Source organism: Microbacterium resistens NBRC 103078, assembly GCF_001552355.1.
Classification (GTDB): Bacteria; Actinomycetota; Actinomycetes; order Actinomycetales; family Microbacteriaceae; genus Microbacterium; species Microbacterium resistens.
Map to the genome: position 1 here is coordinate 16,347 of NZ_BCRA01000070.1, position 15,275 is coordinate 31,621.

19 protein-coding genes and 1 pseudogene are annotated in these 15,275 nt (G+C 67.7%); 12 read left to right on the forward strand and 8 right to left on the reverse strand.

Going from position 1 to position 15,275, the window contains the following annotated elements; genetic code table 11:
• The first annotated feature begins 15 nt into the window (after positions 1–15).
• The 5 genes from trxB to MR1_RS12290 are packed head-to-tail and all read left to right on the forward strand — an operon-like array spanning position 16 to position 3,819.
• Entirely contained in the window at positions 16–990 is a 975-nt protein-coding gene (gene trxB / locus MR1_RS12270; RefSeq protein ID WP_067247060.1) for a thioredoxin-disulfide reductase, read from the forward strand.
• Positions 987–1,313 (forward strand): thioredoxin, encoded by a 327-nt coding sequence (trxA, locus tag MR1_RS12275; protein ID WP_067247064.1) that lies wholly within the window; start codon positions 987–989, stop codon positions 1,311–1,313. Before trxB ends, trxA begins: the two co-directional genes overlap by 4 nt.
• On the forward strand, positions 1,310–2,398 hold the full coding sequence (gene arsB, locus MR1_RS12280; protein WP_067247066.1) for an ACR3 family arsenite efflux transporter: 1,089 nt from the start codon (positions 1,310–1,312) through the stop codon (positions 2,396–2,398). The genes trxA and arsB overlap by 4 nt, the downstream gene beginning before the upstream one ends.
• A complete protein-coding gene (locus MR1_RS12285; protein WP_067247069.1) occupies positions 2,395–3,399 on the forward strand; it encodes a metalloregulator ArsR/SmtB family transcription factor in 1,005 nt (334 codons plus the stop codon). The genes arsB and MR1_RS12285 overlap by 4 nt, the downstream gene beginning before the upstream one ends.
• 15 nt (positions 3,400–3,414) lie before the next feature.
• Entirely contained in the window at positions 3,415–3,819 is a 405-nt protein-coding gene (locus tag MR1_RS12290) for an arsenate reductase ArsC (protein ID WP_067247072.1), read from the forward strand.
• A 136-nt stretch (positions 3,820–3,955) separates the two neighbouring features.
• Here the strand turns inward: MR1_RS12290 and lspA are convergent, their stop codons facing one another.
• Genes lspA through MR1_RS12315 form a run of 4 tightly spaced genes read right to left on the reverse strand, consistent with a single transcriptional unit; the run spans position 3,956 to position 8,460 of the window.
• Entirely contained in the window at positions 3,956–4,825 is an 870-nt protein-coding gene (lspA, locus tag MR1_RS20735; RefSeq protein WP_084344584.1) for a signal peptidase II, read from the reverse strand.
• The gene (locus MR1_RS12305) at positions 4,822–6,696 is read right to left on the reverse strand and encodes a heavy metal translocating P-type ATPase (protein WP_255218147.1); all 1,875 of its coding nucleotides are present in this window, start codon (positions 6,694–6,696) and stop codon (positions 4,822–4,824) included. The genes lspA and MR1_RS12305 overlap by 4 nt, the downstream gene beginning before the upstream one ends.
• Before the next feature lie 32 nt (positions 6,697–6,728).
• Complete coding sequence (gene cmtR, locus MR1_RS12310) at positions 6,729–7,088, reverse strand: Cd(II)/Pb(II)-sensing metalloregulatory transcriptional regulator CmtR (RefSeq protein WP_067247079.1); 360 nt, start codon at positions 7,086–7,088, stop codon at positions 6,729–6,731.
• A gap of 37 nt (positions 7,089–7,125) precedes the next feature.
• A complete protein-coding gene (locus MR1_RS12315; protein ID WP_067247086.1) occupies positions 7,126–8,460 on the reverse strand; it encodes an NAD(P)-binding domain-containing protein in 1,335 nt (444 codons plus the stop codon).
• A gap of 74 nt (positions 8,461–8,534) precedes the next feature.
• Here MR1_RS12315 and MR1_RS12320 point away from each other — a divergent pair, with 74 nt between their 5' ends.
• Both MR1_RS12320 and MR1_RS12325 read left to right on the forward strand, forming a co-directional pair.
• Positions 8,535–8,876: an ArsR/SmtB family transcription factor gene (locus MR1_RS12320; protein ID WP_067247090.1), complete on the forward strand. Its 342-nt coding sequence runs from the start codon at positions 8,535–8,537 to the stop codon at positions 8,874–8,876.
• The gene (locus MR1_RS12325) at positions 8,876–9,388 is read left to right on the forward strand and encodes a GNAT family N-acetyltransferase (RefSeq protein WP_067247133.1); all 513 of its coding nucleotides are present in this window, start codon (positions 8,876–8,878) and stop codon (positions 9,386–9,388) included. Before MR1_RS12320 ends, MR1_RS12325 begins: the two co-directional genes overlap by 1 nt.
• A gap of 135 nt (positions 9,389–9,523) precedes the next feature.
• On the opposite strand, the gene MR1_RS12330 is transcribed toward MR1_RS12325, so the two are convergent.
• From MR1_RS12330 to MR1_RS12340, 3 genes are all read right to left on the reverse strand, one after another.
• Positions 9,524–9,841 carry a hypothetical protein gene (locus MR1_RS12330; RefSeq protein WP_067247102.1) on the reverse strand — a complete coding sequence of 106 codons (318 nt, stop codon included), beginning with the start codon at positions 9,839–9,841 and terminating at the stop codon, positions 9,524–9,526.
• Positions 9,842–9,888: 47 nt separating this feature from the next.
• Complete coding sequence (locus MR1_RS12335; RefSeq protein WP_067247105.1) at positions 9,889–10,209, reverse strand: Lsr2 dimerization domain-containing protein; 321 nt, start codon at positions 10,207–10,209, stop codon at positions 9,889–9,891.
• A gap of 91 nt (positions 10,210–10,300) precedes the next feature.
• A complete protein-coding gene (locus MR1_RS12340) occupies positions 10,301–11,101 on the reverse strand; it encodes a hypothetical protein (RefSeq protein ID WP_157518135.1) in 801 nt (266 codons plus the stop codon).
• Between the two features lie 119 nt (positions 11,102–11,220).
• Here MR1_RS12340 and MR1_RS19450 point away from each other — a divergent pair, with 119 nt between their 5' ends.
• From MR1_RS19450 to MR1_RS12360, 4 genes are all read left to right on the forward strand, one after another.
• Positions 11,221–11,439 carry a helix-turn-helix domain-containing protein gene (locus MR1_RS19450; protein ID WP_084344588.1) on the forward strand — a complete coding sequence of 73 codons (219 nt, stop codon included), beginning with the start codon at positions 11,221–11,223 and terminating at the stop codon, positions 11,437–11,439.
• 67 nt (positions 11,440–11,506) lie between these two features.
• Positions 11,507–12,685 carry a hypothetical protein gene (locus MR1_RS12350; RefSeq protein WP_067247117.1) on the forward strand — a complete coding sequence of 393 codons (1,179 nt, stop codon included), beginning with the start codon at positions 11,507–11,509 and terminating at the stop codon, positions 12,683–12,685.
• Positions 12,682–13,134, forward strand: a complete 453-nt coding sequence (locus MR1_RS12355) for a PIN domain-containing protein (protein WP_067247119.1) — start codon at positions 12,682–12,684, stop codon at positions 13,132–13,134. The genes MR1_RS12350 and MR1_RS12355 overlap by 4 nt, the downstream gene beginning before the upstream one ends.
• A 25-nt stretch (positions 13,135–13,159) precedes the next feature.
• Positions 13,160–13,363 (forward strand): hypothetical protein, encoded by a 204-nt coding sequence (locus MR1_RS12360; protein ID WP_157518138.1) that lies wholly within the window; start codon positions 13,160–13,162, stop codon positions 13,361–13,363.
• Between the two features lie 98 nt (positions 13,364–13,461).
• Here the strand turns inward: MR1_RS12360 and MR1_RS12365 are convergent, their stop codons facing one another.
• Positions 13,462–14,934 (reverse strand): recombinase family protein, encoded by a 1,473-nt coding sequence (locus MR1_RS12365; RefSeq protein ID WP_067247125.1) that lies wholly within the window; start codon positions 14,932–14,934, stop codon positions 13,462–13,464.
• Positions 14,935–14,970: 36 nt separating this feature from the next.
• Between MR1_RS12365 and MR1_RS19455 the strand changes: the two are divergent.
• Positions 14,971–15,078, forward strand: a pseudogene (locus MR1_RS19455) (DUF4244 domain-containing protein); the annotation flags it as partial.
• Between the last annotated feature and the right edge of the window lie 197 nt (positions 15,079–15,275).

A 15,275-nucleotide genomic window follows, 5' to 3' on the forward strand; every position in this document is an offset into this window, starting at 1 on the left:
TGTCAATATAGAAGCATGTCGAATCAAGAGGTCGAACTGGTCATCGTCGGGTCCGGTCCCGCCGGATACACCGCCGCGGTCTACGCCGCACGCGCGGGGCTTGCCCCGGTCGTGATCGCGGGCTCGGTGACGGCGGGTGGTGCGTTGATGACGACGACCGAGGTGGAGAACTTCCCGGGCTTCGTCGACGGCGTGCAGGGGCCGGAGCTGATGGAGTCGATGCGGGCGCAGGCCGAGCGGTTCGGCGCTCAGATCGTCTACGACGACGCGATCCGCCTCGATCTCGACGGCGACGTGAAGACCATCGTCACCGGTGCCGGGATGACGTACCGGGCGCGAGCGGTGGTCCTGACGATGGGGTCCGCGTATCGCAAGCTCGGCCTGCCCGAGGAAGAACGGCTGTCGGGGCACGGTGTGTCGTGGTGCGCGACCTGCGACGGGTTCTTCTTCCGGGAGCAGGAGATCGTCGTGGTCGGTGGCGGGGACTCCGCGATGGAGGAGGCCCTGTTCCTCACCCGGTTCGCATCGAAGGTGACCGTGGTGCACCGCCGGGACGAGTTCCGGGCGTCGAGGATCATGGCGCAGCGCGTGCTCGACGACCCGAAGATCGAGGTCGCCTGGAACAGCGAGGTCGCCGCGATCCTCGGCGACGAGCAGGTCACCGGGCTCAGGCTGCGCGACACCGTCACCGGGGCCCAGCGCACGCTCGACGCGACGGGGGTGTTCGTCGCGATCGGGCACGATCCGCGCTCCGAGCTCGTCGCGGGCCAGGTAGACACCGACGCGGACGGCTACGTTCGTGTCGCGCACCCGTCCACGCGGACGAACCTGGCTGGGGTGGTCGCGGCCGGGGATCTCGTCGATCACACGTACCGGCAGGCGATCACCGCCGCGGGCACCGGCTGCGCGGCCGCGCAGGACGCCCAGCACTACCTGTCGAACCTCGCACCCGCCACCGTCTCTGAGCTTGCTTTGGAGGTCTCCGCATGAGCGCCGTCACCCCCATCACCGACGCCACCTTCCAGGCGGAGGTGATCGAGTCCGAGCTACCGGTCGTGGTCGACATCTGGGCGGCCTGGTGCGGCCCGTGCAGGGCGATCGCCCCGATCCTGGACCAGCTCGCCGGCGAGTACGCGGGCCGGGTGAAGATCGTGAAGGTCGACGCCGACCAGAACCCCGGGACCGTGACCGCGGCCGGCGTGACCTCGATCCCGACCCTCGGCTTCTACCGGGACGGGGAACGCGTGGACGTGCTGATCGGCGCGCACCCGAAGCCCGTCTACATCGCGAAGATCGAGGAGCTGCTCGCATGACCGACACCCTGACCAGTACCGCCCCGAAACGGCTCTCCACGCTCGACAAGTGGCTGCCGCTGTGGATCGGTCTCGCCATGGTCGCGGGCCTCCTGCTCGGCCGCTTCGTGCCCGCGCTCTCGTACGCGCTCTCTGCGATGGAGGTCGGCGGGATCTCGATCCCGATCGGGCTGGGCCTGCTGGTGATGATGTACCCGGTGCTCGCGAAGGTCCGCTACGACAAGGTCGCCGCCGTCACCGGGGACAAGAAGCTGCTGGTCTCGTCGCTGGTGCTGAACTGGCTCGTGGGGCCTGCGGTGATGTTCGCTCTCGCGTGGATCTTCCTGCCGGATCTGCCGGAGTACCGGACCGGGCTGATCATCGTCGGCCTCGCCCGGTGCATCGCTATGGTCGTGATCTGGAACGATCTCGCGTGCGGCGACCGGGAGGCGACCGCGGTGCTGGTCGCGATCAACTCGGTGTTCCAGGTCGTCGCGTTCTCGGTGCTGGGCTGGTTCTACCTGACCGTGCTGCCGGGCTGGCTGGGGCTGGATGCGCAGGGACTGGAGATTTCGGTCTGGCAGATCGCCTTGAACGTGCTCGTGTTCCTGGGCATCCCGTTGGTGGCCGGGTTCGCGTCCCGGTTCATCGGCGAGAAGCGGAAGGGGCGCGACTGGTACGAGGGGAAGTTCCTCCCGAGGATCGGGCCGTGGGCGCTCTACGGGCTGCTGTTCACGATCGTGCTGCTGTTCGCCCTGCAGGGCGAACAGGTCACCTCCCACCCGATGGACGTCGCCAGGATCGCGCTGCCGCTGCTGGTCTACTTCGCGCTGATGTGGTTCGCCGGCATCCTGCTGGGCAAGGCACTCGGCCTGGGCTACGCGCGCTCCACGACGCTCGCGTTCACCGCCGCGGGCAATAACTTCGAGCTCGCCATCGCGGTCGCGATCGGCACCTTCGGCGCGGCATCCGGCCAGGCCTTGGCCGGGGTCGTCGGCCCGCTCATCGAGGTCCCCGTGCTCGTGGGGCTGGTCTACGTCTCGCTCTGGGCCGCACGAGCATGGTTCCACACCGACCCCTACGCCACCGAATCGAGGACGTCATGACCGACACGACCGTCATCTCTGACGACGACGCGTGCGCGCCGTCCACGGCGCACGCGATCGGCACCGAGGCCGCCACGACCGTGGCCGGGGCGCTGAAAGCGCTCGCTGACCCGCTGCGGCTGCGGATGCTCTCCGCGATCGCGACCGACCCGCGCGGCGAGTCCTGCGTGTGCGACCTCGCGGACCTCGCCGAGGTGTCCCAGCCGACCGTTTCGCACCACCTGAAAGTGCTGAAGGAGACCGGGATGCTGCTGTCCGAGCGGCGCGGCACCTGGGTGTACTACCGCATCGCACCGGGCAAGCAGCGCGCCGTCGCGGCCCTCCTCGACGCGTTCGCTCCCGCCGCGGCCGTCACCGACGAGCCCGAAGACACCGCAGCACGGGCCGAGGCCCTGCAGCAGATGGACGCCCGCGTGACCCATCTCGCCGAAGAGCTCGCGGACGAGCTGACCGGGCTGAACCGGGACCTCGTGATGGCGATCGTGCGCGAGTCCTACGCCGGCCTGGTGCGTTCGGCCAAGCTGACGGCGCACATGATCCCGCTGACCGAACGGTTCGCCCGGCAGCGCCTGGCCGACCTGACTCGGGACAGGGCTACCGGGGTGCCGCAGGTGCTGTTCGTCTGCGTGCAGAACGCGGGCCGCTCCCAGCTCGCCGCCGCGATCGTCAACCAGCTCGCCGACGGCCGCGTCGTCGCGCGGTCCGCTGGGTCGACGCCAGCGGTTGACGTGCACCCGCACGTGAGGTCGCTGCTCGTCGAGATCGAAGGCGAGCAGGAGGCCGAGACGGCGTTCCCGAAGCCGCTCACTGACGACGCCGTGCGCGCGGCCGACGTGGTGGTCACCATGGGCTGCGGTGACGTCTGCCCGATCATCCCCGGGGTCCGGTACGAGGACTGGGCCGTCGGCGACCCCGCCCTTGCCTCCCCGGAAGGGGTCGACGCGATCCGCCAGGACATCGAGGGCCGCGTCCGCGGCCTCCTCGCCACGCTCACCGACTGAAAGAAGCGAACCACCATGACTGACCAGAAGCCCTCCGTTCTCTTCGTCTGCGTCCACAACGCCGGCCGCTCGCAGATGGCCGCCGGCTGGCTCCGCGAGCTCGCGGGCGATCGCGTCGAGGTCCGCTCCGCCGGGTCCATGCCCGCCGACCAGATCAACCCCGTCGCGGTCGAGGCGATGCGCGAAGAGGGCATCGACATCACCGCCGAGCAGCCCAAAGTGCTCACCACCGAGGCCGTGCAGGACTCCGACGTCGTGATCACCATGGGCTGCGGCGACGCCTGCCCGTTCTTCCCCGGCAAGCGGTACGAGGACTGGAAGCTCGACGACCCGGCCGGTCAGGGCATCGAGGCGGTGCGCCCGATCCGTGACGAGATCAAGGGCCGCGTCGAATCGCTGCTAGCGGAACTGCTCGTCTGAGGAGCTGCGAGCAGCGGAGGGAGCGGCGGCCAATGGCCCTGCCCCACCGCTGTGTTTCCGGGTCCGCGAACCATACGGCGAACACCGTTGTGCCGTGAGGCGTGCCCTGTCGATCGCGTTACAGCCCGTTCTCGCTCTACCGGGACGTGCCTCGCAGCGCCGTTTCGATATGCTCCTGCGTGGGCGCTCCGGCGTAGCCGCTTTCTGTCGCGTAGACCCGGCACGCCAGCGAGCGCACCGGTGCCGTCGGGAACAAGTCGACACCGTCGACGAGGATCGTGGGCGAGCCTCCGAACCGGGTGCTCACCGCCTCGGCCTCGGTCCGGATCGTCACCAGCTCGACAGGCACGGCCTCGAGTCCGAGAGCGTCCAGCGCTGCGCGCGCATTGGCTTCGGCGACGGCCGTGTTCGGGCAGTCGACGATGTGCAGCAGTTCGACCTTCATGGGGCGGGCTCCGTATGGTTCGCCATCGGCTGTCGTACGAGGAGTCGGCAGGACAAGGTTCACGCAGACCAGCCCGACGCCGGCGACGACGAAGACGTCGGCGACGTTCCCGACGAACAGGTCGCCGTAGGCGAGGAAGTCGGTGACGTGCCCCCGCCCGAACGAGGGCGGGTTCACGAGCCGGTCGACGAGGTTGCCGACCGCGCCGCCGAGGACCAAGCCCAGCGCGACGCCCCACCTCGCGCCGCGCAGCCGCACTGCGAATATGACCACCATCACGGCGGCGAGCAGACCGACGAGGGTGAAGATCCAGGTGGCCCCGGAGCCGAGCGAGAACGCGGCCCCGGGGTTGTAGACCAGCGACAGGCCGAAGAGGTCGCCGACCAGCGGGACCCGCTCGCCAGAAGTCAGCTGCGCCACGGCGAGGGCCTTCGACCCCTGGTCCACGGCCAGGGCGAGCACGGCCACGACGAGCGCGAGGCCCAGCGCACGTCTGCGCCCCGTCGATGGACTGTGCTCCTTCGCGCTCGTCCCCTCGACGACGGAGTCCTGCGCGGTCATACGGCGCTCTTCCGAGTCCGGGCGGCGCGCAGGCCGTTGAGGATCACAATGACCTCGGCGATCTCGTGCACCAGCACCACCGCAGCGAGGCCCAGGACGCCGAAGAGGGCGAGTGGGAGCAGGGCGGTGATGATCAGCAGCGACAGGATGATGTTCTGGTTGATGATGTGTCGGCCCCGGCGGGCGTGGTCGAACGCGCGGGGCAGCAGGCGCAGGTCGTGGCCGGTGAACGCGACATCGGCGGACTCGATCGCGGCGTCGGAGCCGGTCGCGCCCATCGCGATGCCGATGTCCGCGGCGGCCAGGGCGGGGGCGTCGTTGATGCCGTCGCCGATCATCGCCACCGAACCGTTCTTCTTGCCGAGTTCGTCGATCGCGGCGGCCTTGTCCTCGGGGCGCAGCTCCGCGCGCACGTCCTCGATCCCGGCCTGCGCGGCCAGCGCTCGGGCGGTGCGGGCGTTGTCGCCGGTGAGCATCGTCATCCCGACGCCCTGGGCGGCGAGGGTGCCGACGACCTCGGGGACCTCGGGGCGCAGCTCGTCGCGGACGCCGATCGCGGCGACCGGGACGCCGTCGCGGTGGACGATCACGACCGTCATGCCCTGCTCCTCCAGGCCCGCGACCCGGTCGCCGAGGCTCCCGGCGTCCAGCCAGCGGGGACTGCCCACGGTGATCCGCGCGCCGTCGAGCTTGCCCTCGATGCCGTGCCCGGCCTGCTCGGTCACGGCATCGGCCGCGGGAGCATCCGGAGCGGCGGCGGTGATCGCGGCGGCGAGCGGGTGGGTGCTGTGCTGCTCGAGGGCGGCCGCCCACGCCAGCGCCTGCGCCTCAGTGATCCCGTCGGCGGTGAGCACGGCGGTGACGGCCGGTTCGTTTCGGGTGAGGGTGCCGGTCTTGTCGACGGCGACGTGGCGGATCACGCCGAACCGTTCGAACACGGCACCGGACTTGATGATCACGCCGAACTTGCTCGCCGACCCGATCGCGGCGACCACGGTCAGCGGCACCGAGATCGCCAGCGCGCACGGCGACGCCGCCACCAGCACCACCAGAGCGCGGGTGATCCACAGCTCCGGGTCGCCGAGCAGCGATCCGATCACCGCGACCAGGGCGGCGAGGATCAGCACGCCGGGCACCAGGGGCCTGGCGATGCGGTCGGCGAGGCGGGCGCGGTCGCCCTTCTCCGCCTGCGCCTGCTCCACGAGCTCGACGATCGTGGTCAGCGAGTTGTCGGTGCCCGCCGCGGTCGTCTCGACCTCCAGCGCCCCCGCCGTGTTGATCGCACCCGCGGAGACCGAGTCGCCGGGCTCGACCTCGACCGGGATCGACTCCCCGGTGATCGCAGAGGTGTCCAGGCTGGAGCGCCCGGTGCGGACGATGCCGTCGGTCGCGATCCGCTCGCCCGGCCGCACCAGCATCAGCTGGCCCACCTGGAGGTCCTTCGCGGCGACCTCGACCGATGCGCCGTCCTGGCGGATGGTCGCGGTCTCGGGGACGAGCTTGAGCAGCGCCCGCAGCCCGCCGCGGGCGCGGTCCATCGCCTTGTCCTCCAGGGCCTCGGCGATCGAGTACAGGAACGCCAGCGCCGCGGCTTCTTCGACGTAGCCGAGGATGACCGCGCCGATCGCGCTGATCGTCATCAGCAGGCCGATGCCGAGCTTGCCCTTGAACAGCTTCCGGATCGCGCCGGGCGTGAATGTCGACGCGCCCAGCAGCAGGCCGATCCAGAACAGCACCAGCGCGGGGATCTCCGCGCCTGCCCATTCCAGGACCAGGCCGGTGAGGAAGGCGACGCCGGAGAAGACCGGGACCATGATCCCGCGATCACGCCACCAGGGACGCTCCGCCTCCCCGGACTCCTCGCCTGCCATGATCTCCGGCTCGTCGCAGCCGCACGCCGCGCTCACTCGCCCGCTCCCGCCCCGCAGCAACCCGGCACCGTGCACTCGGCGTCGAGGCACGGCGCGTGCTCATCGACGGCCAGGGTCACGTCCACCAGCGCCGTGAGCGCCGCCGCGAGATGCGGATCGGCGATCTCGTAGCGGGTCTGCCGGCCCTCAGGCTCGGCAACGACGATGCCGCAGTCGCGCAGGCAGGTCAGGTGGTTCGAGACGTTCGAGCGGGTCAGCTCCAACTGGCGCGAGAGCACGGCCGGGTAGCTCGGACCGTCGAGCAGGGACATCAGGATCCGGGAGCGGGTCGGGTCCGCCATGGCCCGGCCGAGCCGGTTCATGACGTCGAGGCGAGAAGCAATAGTCAGCACACGCTGAACTATACAGCAGGTGCTGACTATTTGGCTATCAGTGGACCAGGGGTGCTGCCTCCAGTTGAATGAGCTGCGGCGCAGGAGCACAGCAGGACCCTGCAGCGGATTGCTCGTCGGGCGCGTCGAAGTGCCCCGAGCCGCCGCACACGCCCGTGTCGGGCAGAACGAGGTCCACTCGCTCCGCCGCCTCGCGGTCCCCGGCGATCGCGGCGACGACGCTGCGCACCTGCTCGAACCCGGTCAGAGCGAGGAAAGTCGGCGCACGGCCGTAGGACTTCGCGCCCACGATGTAGAACCCCGGCTCGGGCTGCTCGAGGTCGGCCGCGCCGGTGGCCCGGACGGAGCCGCAGGAGTGCACGTTCGGGTCGACCTCCGCAGCGATCTTCGAGGGGGCCTGCAGGCGCATGTCGAGGTCGAGGCGGATCTCTGAGAGGAAGGACAGGTCGGGGCGGAAGCCGGTGGCGACGAACACCCGAGCGGCAGGTGCGAGCCGGCGGCCGTCCTCCGCGACGAGCACCGCCTGGCCGCCGTCGACGACGACCTGCTCGGTGCGGAACCCGGTGACGAGATCGACTAGACCGTCTTCGACGGCCTTCTTCGCGCGCTGGCCCAGAGCTCCGCGCTCGGGCAGCTCGTCGGCGCTGCCGCCGCCGAAGGTGTTGCCGACCGTGCCACGGCGCAGCACCCAGGTGATCCGCGTCCCCGGCTCGCGCTTGGCCACGCGAGAGAGCATGCCGATCGCCGTCGCGGCGGAGTGGCCGTTGCCGACCACCACGACGTGCTGGCCGGCCAGCGCGGTCGCGTCCTCGATCGCGGGCATGCGATGCTCCAGGAGCCCCGCATCGACTGCGGCCCGTTCCCCGAGCGCGGGGAGCCCGTCCGCTCCGGCGGGGCTCGGTGTGCGCCACGTGCCCGAGGCATCGATCACCGCGCGCGCCTCGATCCGCTCCTCGGTGCCGTCCGCGCGCTCGACGTGGACGACGAAGGGCTGCTCCGCGCGGCCCGCGTCGACGGAGAGATCTCGGCCTTTGCGGCCGACGCCGACCACCCGTACCCCGTGCCGCACGCGGTCGCCGAGGGCGTCGGCGAGGGGCGCGAGATACTGCTCGATCCACTGCGCACCGGTCGGGTAGCCCTGCGTCGGAGCCGACCACCCGGTGGGCTCCAGCAGGCGTCGCGAGGCAGCGTCGGTGAGCTCCGTCCACGGCGAGAACAGGCGGACATGGCCCCACTCAGCAACGGCAGCCGCGGCGGCGTCGCCCGATTCCAGGACGAGCGGTTCGAGGCCCCGCTCAAGCAGGTGAGCTGCGGCAGCCAGGCCCTGTGGACCGGCACCGATGATGACGACGGGATTCACTCCGACCTCCATACATTGACGTTCTTCGATATGACGATCCTGACGGTCACATCGACAGATGTCAATATGTGCGGCAGAATGGGGACATGACCGCGCTGCCTGTGACCATTGATATCGACAGTGCGGCGTGCTGCGGGAGCGGCGACGCGGTCGATGACGCCACCGCTCACGACCTCGCGAAGGTATTCAAGGCACTCAGCGACCCCGCACGTGTGAAACTTCTCTCGCTGATTGTCGGTAGCAGCGCCGGGGAGATGTGCGCCTGTGACCTCACGGACCCCGTGGGCCTGTCGCAGCCGACCGTCTCCCACCACATGAAGCTGCTCGTCGAGGCGGGACTGGTTACCAGGGAGCAGCGCGGGAAGTGGGCCTACTACCAGCCGACCACCGGCACGCTTGCCGATGCGGCGAAGGCGCTGATGGGATGATGGGCGCGATCGAGCTCCAGCGGATGGTGGAGACGCACTGGCCTGCGGTCGAGACGATTTATCGCGCCGGCATCGCGACCGGTCACGCGACATTCGAAGCCGATCCGCCGCGCTCCTGGGACACGTTCGCAGCGGGCAAGCATCCCGGCCTCATGATCGTTGCGGCGGACGGGCCGACGATCGTCGGCTGGGTCGCCGCGGGACCAGTCTCCGCCCGTGCCGTGTACCGCGGCGTGGTCGAGCACTCTGTCTATGTCGCGCCGCAGTCGTCTGGAAGAGGCGTCGGGCGTCTCCTGCTGGAGGGGCTTATCAGCTCTGCCGAACGCTCGGGCGTTTGGACGATCCAGTCATCCGTCTTCCCTGAGAATGCAGCAAGTCTCCGTCTCCATGAGCGAGCGGGATTTCGCCAGGTGGGGCGGCGAGAGCGAATAGCGCAAATGGCACACGGTCCGCTCGTAGGACGCTGGCGCGACACCATCCTGATCGAGAGGCGATCGACGTGGATGGAATAGGCTCCCCGGTCGCTGAGAGTCGAGTTCAGGTCGGAATCGTGGGAGTCGGACCAGTCTCCGCCGAACTCGCACGCGTCGGCCGAGGCTGCATTAGCAGCCGGCGTTCGTGATACGTCGCCCGAAGCCCGCCCCGAGTCAATCGACTGCATTGTCACTCCCAGACTCGGACCATCGATGAGTCAGAATCTCGTACACGTCCCTCTCGGTAAGCCGTCTCGCACGTGGCGGCATGTAGTGCTCGACGTAGCGGTGTACGTCGCCTGGGTAGTAAACGGCGCTGCCGTCCTGCGCAAGCGCGTACGTCTTCATCAGCATGTACTCGTGGAACTCTTCGATCCGGTGGCCCAGGATGCTGGCGAGCTGACTTTCGGAGTAGCCGAGGTCGCTGTCGGGTTCCGGGAGCAAGCGACTATCCATGCGGTCATCGTCCCACGCGCTGAGCTTGAGCACCACGCTCAGGCCGCTGCGCGGGGGACGTTGCACTCCATTTCGCGGCAGGCTCAGTCGTGGTGGACATCGACATACGCCCGGTAGATCTGCTTGGGGATAACTCCACGATCGGCCACCTGGTAGCCCTGCTCCTTCGCCCACGAGCGCATCTGGCGACGTTCCTCGGAGGTGGTCGTCGGGAAGATGCGCCTCGATGGAGGCCCAGCGACCTTTCGTCCGACCGCGACGTAGGTCTTCAGGAGCTCGGAGAGCTCCTGCTCCTCGGGCTCGGTGAGGTCGATTTCGTACCAGCTGCCGGCGGCACCCAGCTTGACGGTGGAGGCGTTCTCCTCCCCGCTCAGGTCCGAGACGCGGATGTTGCGAGTAACCATGATCGTCCCTTTCGGTATCATCCTTCGGACACGGTGCCCTAGGGTCTTCGCCGATTCGCTTCCATAAGCAGGCGTTCCTCCCGGTCGTTCGTCACTTCGCCTGCCACTTCCCGTTCGGGCTAACGTCCGCGTCGACCTCACCGGTGATGATGGTGGTCACGCCTCCCCCGCCGTTCTGGCCTCCACCAGGGAGCACTGCCACATAGGCAGTGGCGAGTACCTCGCGGTAGCCCATACCTTGAATCAGATCCGTATAGGCAAACAGCAGCTCCTGCGCCCAATCCGTGTTCTGCGGATCCTCGCTGCAGTCGTCGACGATAGTCAGCGTGCTTCCGTCTGAGGTGATGTACACGGTTGTGTTCGCGATCTCGTCGTCACTGGGTGCAGTCTTAACGACTTCAACCCGCTCCTCATTGATGCCACGTACGAGAGACGCGGCGACGTTCTGCATTGGCTCACCGTCGATGTTGGGCGTCGGGGCGGCAAGCGCGTCCCGCCCACCCGACGCATAAGTCACTTCGGCGTCCAAGCGGCAGGTTCCGGTCGAGAATGCCTTGGTTGTCACGCTGTACTGCTCGATCGCAACCGTGCGGTCCGTTGGCACTACCGCGGCCAAGTCCTCAGAAAGCCGCACCACAATCGGGCGGTCTGCGTCTGTTGAGACGAACGGCACCTGCTCGTCTTGGTCGACGACGCGAGCTTCATCGAACTGATAGACGAGGCTCTCGACATGAGCATCCTGCTCCTCTGCGGACAATTCCGCCTGCGCCGAACCAGAGTTCTGCGGGCCGCCGCTGCAAGCACTGAGCGCGAACACGAGACCGGCAAGTGAGGCTGCGGTGACCATCGCGCGGACTCGAACATGTGCGCCTAATTGCGGCACCTGCTTCATGGGTATTGCTCCGTTCTGTGCTGCTCAACGCGAAATCGAGACATGACGACCGATCACTTCACTGTACTGGAAGCGATGACTACCTGGCACCTATCGCTTCCAGTCGAGACGGTTGAGAGATGGCGCAAAAGGCACTCAAATCCGCTCTCGGTGAGCAGCTACGTGCCATTCGCTTGACGCGGGGGCTTACTCAAGAGCAACTGGCGGAGCAGCTCTCTGTGACGCCCCGATACCTCGCAGGCATCGAACGTGGTGAGCGCAATCTCACCCTTGACTCGATTGATGTACTTGCAAACGAGCTCGATGTTGAGGTGCAACTTGTGCTGGGCCGCAGCTGACAGGGCAGCCCGGCGCGCGGGAAGCAGCGGCAGCCGCCCGACGCGAGCGCTGCGGAGATGAGCAGAGGTGGCCATTGAAGTCCTTCTCGACCACACGGCGATTCCCATCGAGGATGCCGTTTTCACGACCCTCCTGGGCAACTCGGTCGCCGGAACGTACAGGGGCTACGAGCGCGCCCTGGAGACGGGCCGTATCAAGTTCTCCGAGCTGATTGACCTCGCGCGGACCGGCGATATCCCTTACAGCCTCTTCTTCGCACCCATCGCGCTGGTTCGAGAACAGGTTGCGAAGAAGACGGCGAAGCTCCTCGCGGGCGTCAGTAGGGACACCTTCTCGATCGGTTCGCGTGCCAAAGTCGAGCTGCGGGACGTTGAGCTCATCGTGAAGGACCTCATTCGCAAGCAACAGCTCATCCGCAAACACGACGCCTCTCTGACAGCCAACAAGATTGTCGGGCTGCTGCGCGACGAGACGCGTCCGGTGGACGATGACGCTGCGACGCTCATGACTGCGCTCGGCCTCTCCGGCGAGAGTCTGCGTGCTTGCAGAACGAAGGAGAAGGCGCTCGATCTGATGATCGATCGACTCGAAGCCAATCAGGTGCTCGTGTCTCGCAGCGTGCAGAACTACATGCCGCAGCGCCTGACCCACGTGAAGTTCAGCGGTATGGCGATCCGCGACAACAAGGTCCCCTACATCTTTCTCGCTGGCGGCGACCACGGAGATGACCAAGAGCCGGTTGGTCGCACGATTTTCACTCTGGTGTTGATGACGGTCCTTGTCGCACGGCGGATCTTCGCTCCTATGACCTGGGACGGCGGCAGCACCGAGACCGACCCGGGCCGTGAATACGACATCGCGGGTTCGATGCTCATGCCCACTGAACGAATGAAGGCGCTCACCTTCGCCTCGATCAACGATCTGAAGGCGGCCTCTGACGATTTCAAGGTCACCCCGAGCGCTGTCGCGGTTCGTGCGATGAGGCTCGGCATCATCGACCGCGACATCACCGGGGCTCACCTCGATCAGTTGCGTAGCGAGTTCCGGGCACGTTCGACGGGCGGGCCGCGCAACGCGATCCTCCCGGAGAACGCCGTTCGGAAGTACAACGGTCGGGAGCTCACGGTGCGCATGTTGCACGCACTCGACATCGGTGCGATCTCGCCCGGCGAGTTCTGCCGCTCGATATGCCTGAATCACATCAAGCCCCCGCACATCGAGGACCTACGGCGGGCGGTGAGATGAGCAACTTCGGTCAGCGATTTGTGATCGACACGAACGCCCTCAGTCAGCTCGGTCGGGCACGTCGCGCGAGCAAGTTCTTCCTTGAGCAGGCCGTAATCCCGGAAGAAGTCATGCGGGAGGCGTCCGGGTTTCCGGACGCCTCGACAATGCGAGATAACGTCCACCCGACGACGCCACGCATGCTTGAGAAGCTCATCGAGATCATGGCGACCGTGCCAGCACATGACACTCGGCTCGTTGATCTCTACGCAAACCGAGGCAACGCCGACCCTCTGGTCGTGGCCTGCGCGCTGGAGGGTCAGGAGTACGACAGCCAGTTCTTGATGAGCCCCGAGTGGATTATCGTCACGGCGGATGAGGCCGTCCGCGACAAGGCCCAGCAGTTCGGCCTGAGGGTACTCGGCAATGCAGAGTTCGCGGAACTTATCGACGAGAACAACGAACGATGACACCATCATGACGAGCCCAATAGACATGGGCGACGACCCCCTCGACGGGCAACTCGGTCCCGAGATCCGCGTTCCGAAGGACCACGGTTACCGGACGTGCTCAGAGTGCGGCAGCGACTGCATGCCCGACACCTCGCTAAGCGCCGACACCACGGGTGTGCGGATCGCCTTCGTGTGCGCGATGCACGGCGTGCAAAGCATCGTGGACCCGTTCAGCGACCTGAGGTAGGGCGCGACACCCATTCGGGAGTGCCGTCGTGAACGACGGAGTCCGTGCGGGAGAGTTCCGAGAAGGTGTCGACCACCCGCCCACTTGATCTCTGATGTTTACACCAGTGGCGTGATCTCCAGCGACTCGAGGACGTCCTCGGGGTGACGTGGGCGGCGGCCCATGCCGACCGGCTTGATCACCACGGTCATCAGGAGCTGGACGATCGCCCGCTGGCGCGCGAGCGTCCGGCTCTCCCACCACGCTCTGACGTCCTCGACACCGATCAGGTCAGCCAGCGGGTGCCGCTCGGCGGCCTTGGCGATGACGGTGTCTACCTCGCGCAGCTGCTCCTCCAGCTCCTCAAGCCGGTCCTGGGCGACTGCGAGCCTCGACACGTCGCTGCCGATCAGCGTGAAAACGTTCCTCCGCTCCGCCTGGAGCGCTTCGCGGCGCGTGTGGAGTGCGGGGAGATCGAATTCGTCGTCGGGCGGGGTGAGAAGACCGGCGGCGTCGGGCTGCGAGAGACGCTGGATGCACAACTCCGAGACGAACTCGTCGATGATGTCGCCGTTGCGGCTGAAATGGCATCGATAGCCGTGGTAACGCTGTGCCGGCGCGACCGAACCATCCTTACGAGGCGTGGGGTGGTTCACGGGGCGCGCGGACTTCACCGGCTTGCGGCAGACGCCGCAGAGGGCGATGCCCGCCAGTAGGTAGCGGCGGGCCGTGCCGTTGTGCATCGGCTTGACGCCGACGAGTCGGCTCCGGGCAGCGACGACATCGTCTCTCGTCACGATGGGCTGCCAAGCTCCGGGGGTGCAGGCTTGGAGGTCGATCGCCGATATGCTGTGCTTTCCCGTGGGCTGTGCCGGCGGGAGGAGCGCCGCATAGAGCGGATTCATCAGGATCCGACGGACCGTCGAGGAGTGCCAGTTTGCGCCCTTGCGCGTGAGCCGTCCAGCTGCCGTGAGGTCCCTGGCTATCTGGCCGAGCGTCGCGCCGGCGAGGAACTCCCGAAAAATCTGACGCACGTCTTCGGCTTCGATTTCGTCGACGACGTAGCGCGTACCTCTCTCGTCGCGCTGGCCTGCGGGCACCCAGCGGTAGCCGTGGGGCGTCTTGCCAGACGTCGGGTGGCCCACCTTGCGGCGGTCGGCCGCGTAGCGGGCCGCGCGCTGGGCCTTCAGCTTGACCTCGTTCTCCGCCACGAGCACGAGTAGCTTGAGCTGGAAGTCATCGACGGCCGTGTCGATGCCCTGGCGGATCACGATCACCCTCATCGCACGCCGCGGAGGAGTGACGTCCAGGACGTCCGTCAAGCTGCGGGTGAGACGCGACGTCTCCGTGACGACTAGCGTGTCGAAGTCGCCTGCGTCGAAGGCGCGGAGCATCCGCGCCCAGTCGGTCTTGGGGCCACGTTCCTTGCTGCCTGAGGTGTCGTTGTCGGAGAACTCGAGCAGAACGCTCCAGCCGCGCTCTGAGGCGTGCTTGCGCCCGTCCTCAAGCTGCTGCTGGATGCCCTGGTCCTCCTCGACGCTCTGTCGAGCGTATATCGCGACGCGGGGGATGCTCGTTCTCGAGTAAGACACGCAGCCATACTGGCATAAGTACGCTTTTTCCATCGGACCGCAGCGGCCGTGGCCTTCGCCGGTCTGCTGGTGGTCATCATGCGATCGGATGAGGTGCGGGGCATCCTCACCGACCTGGTCCGTCGCGCCCTCACGGTGTCCTGATGCCGCGGTCCGCCCGGTCCCGCTCGCGGGGGCCGGGCGCACCGGGGCTCCGGGCGGGCCGGGCTTCGCTTCCCTCGGAGCAGGCGACCCGGGACCCGACCGGGGACGCGGTCCGTGGCGAGAGGCGCGGTGCGGTCGTCGGCTCGGCCCGAGGGACGGGGCAGCGGGGCGCGGCGACCGCGGAGCTGGCGGTCGCT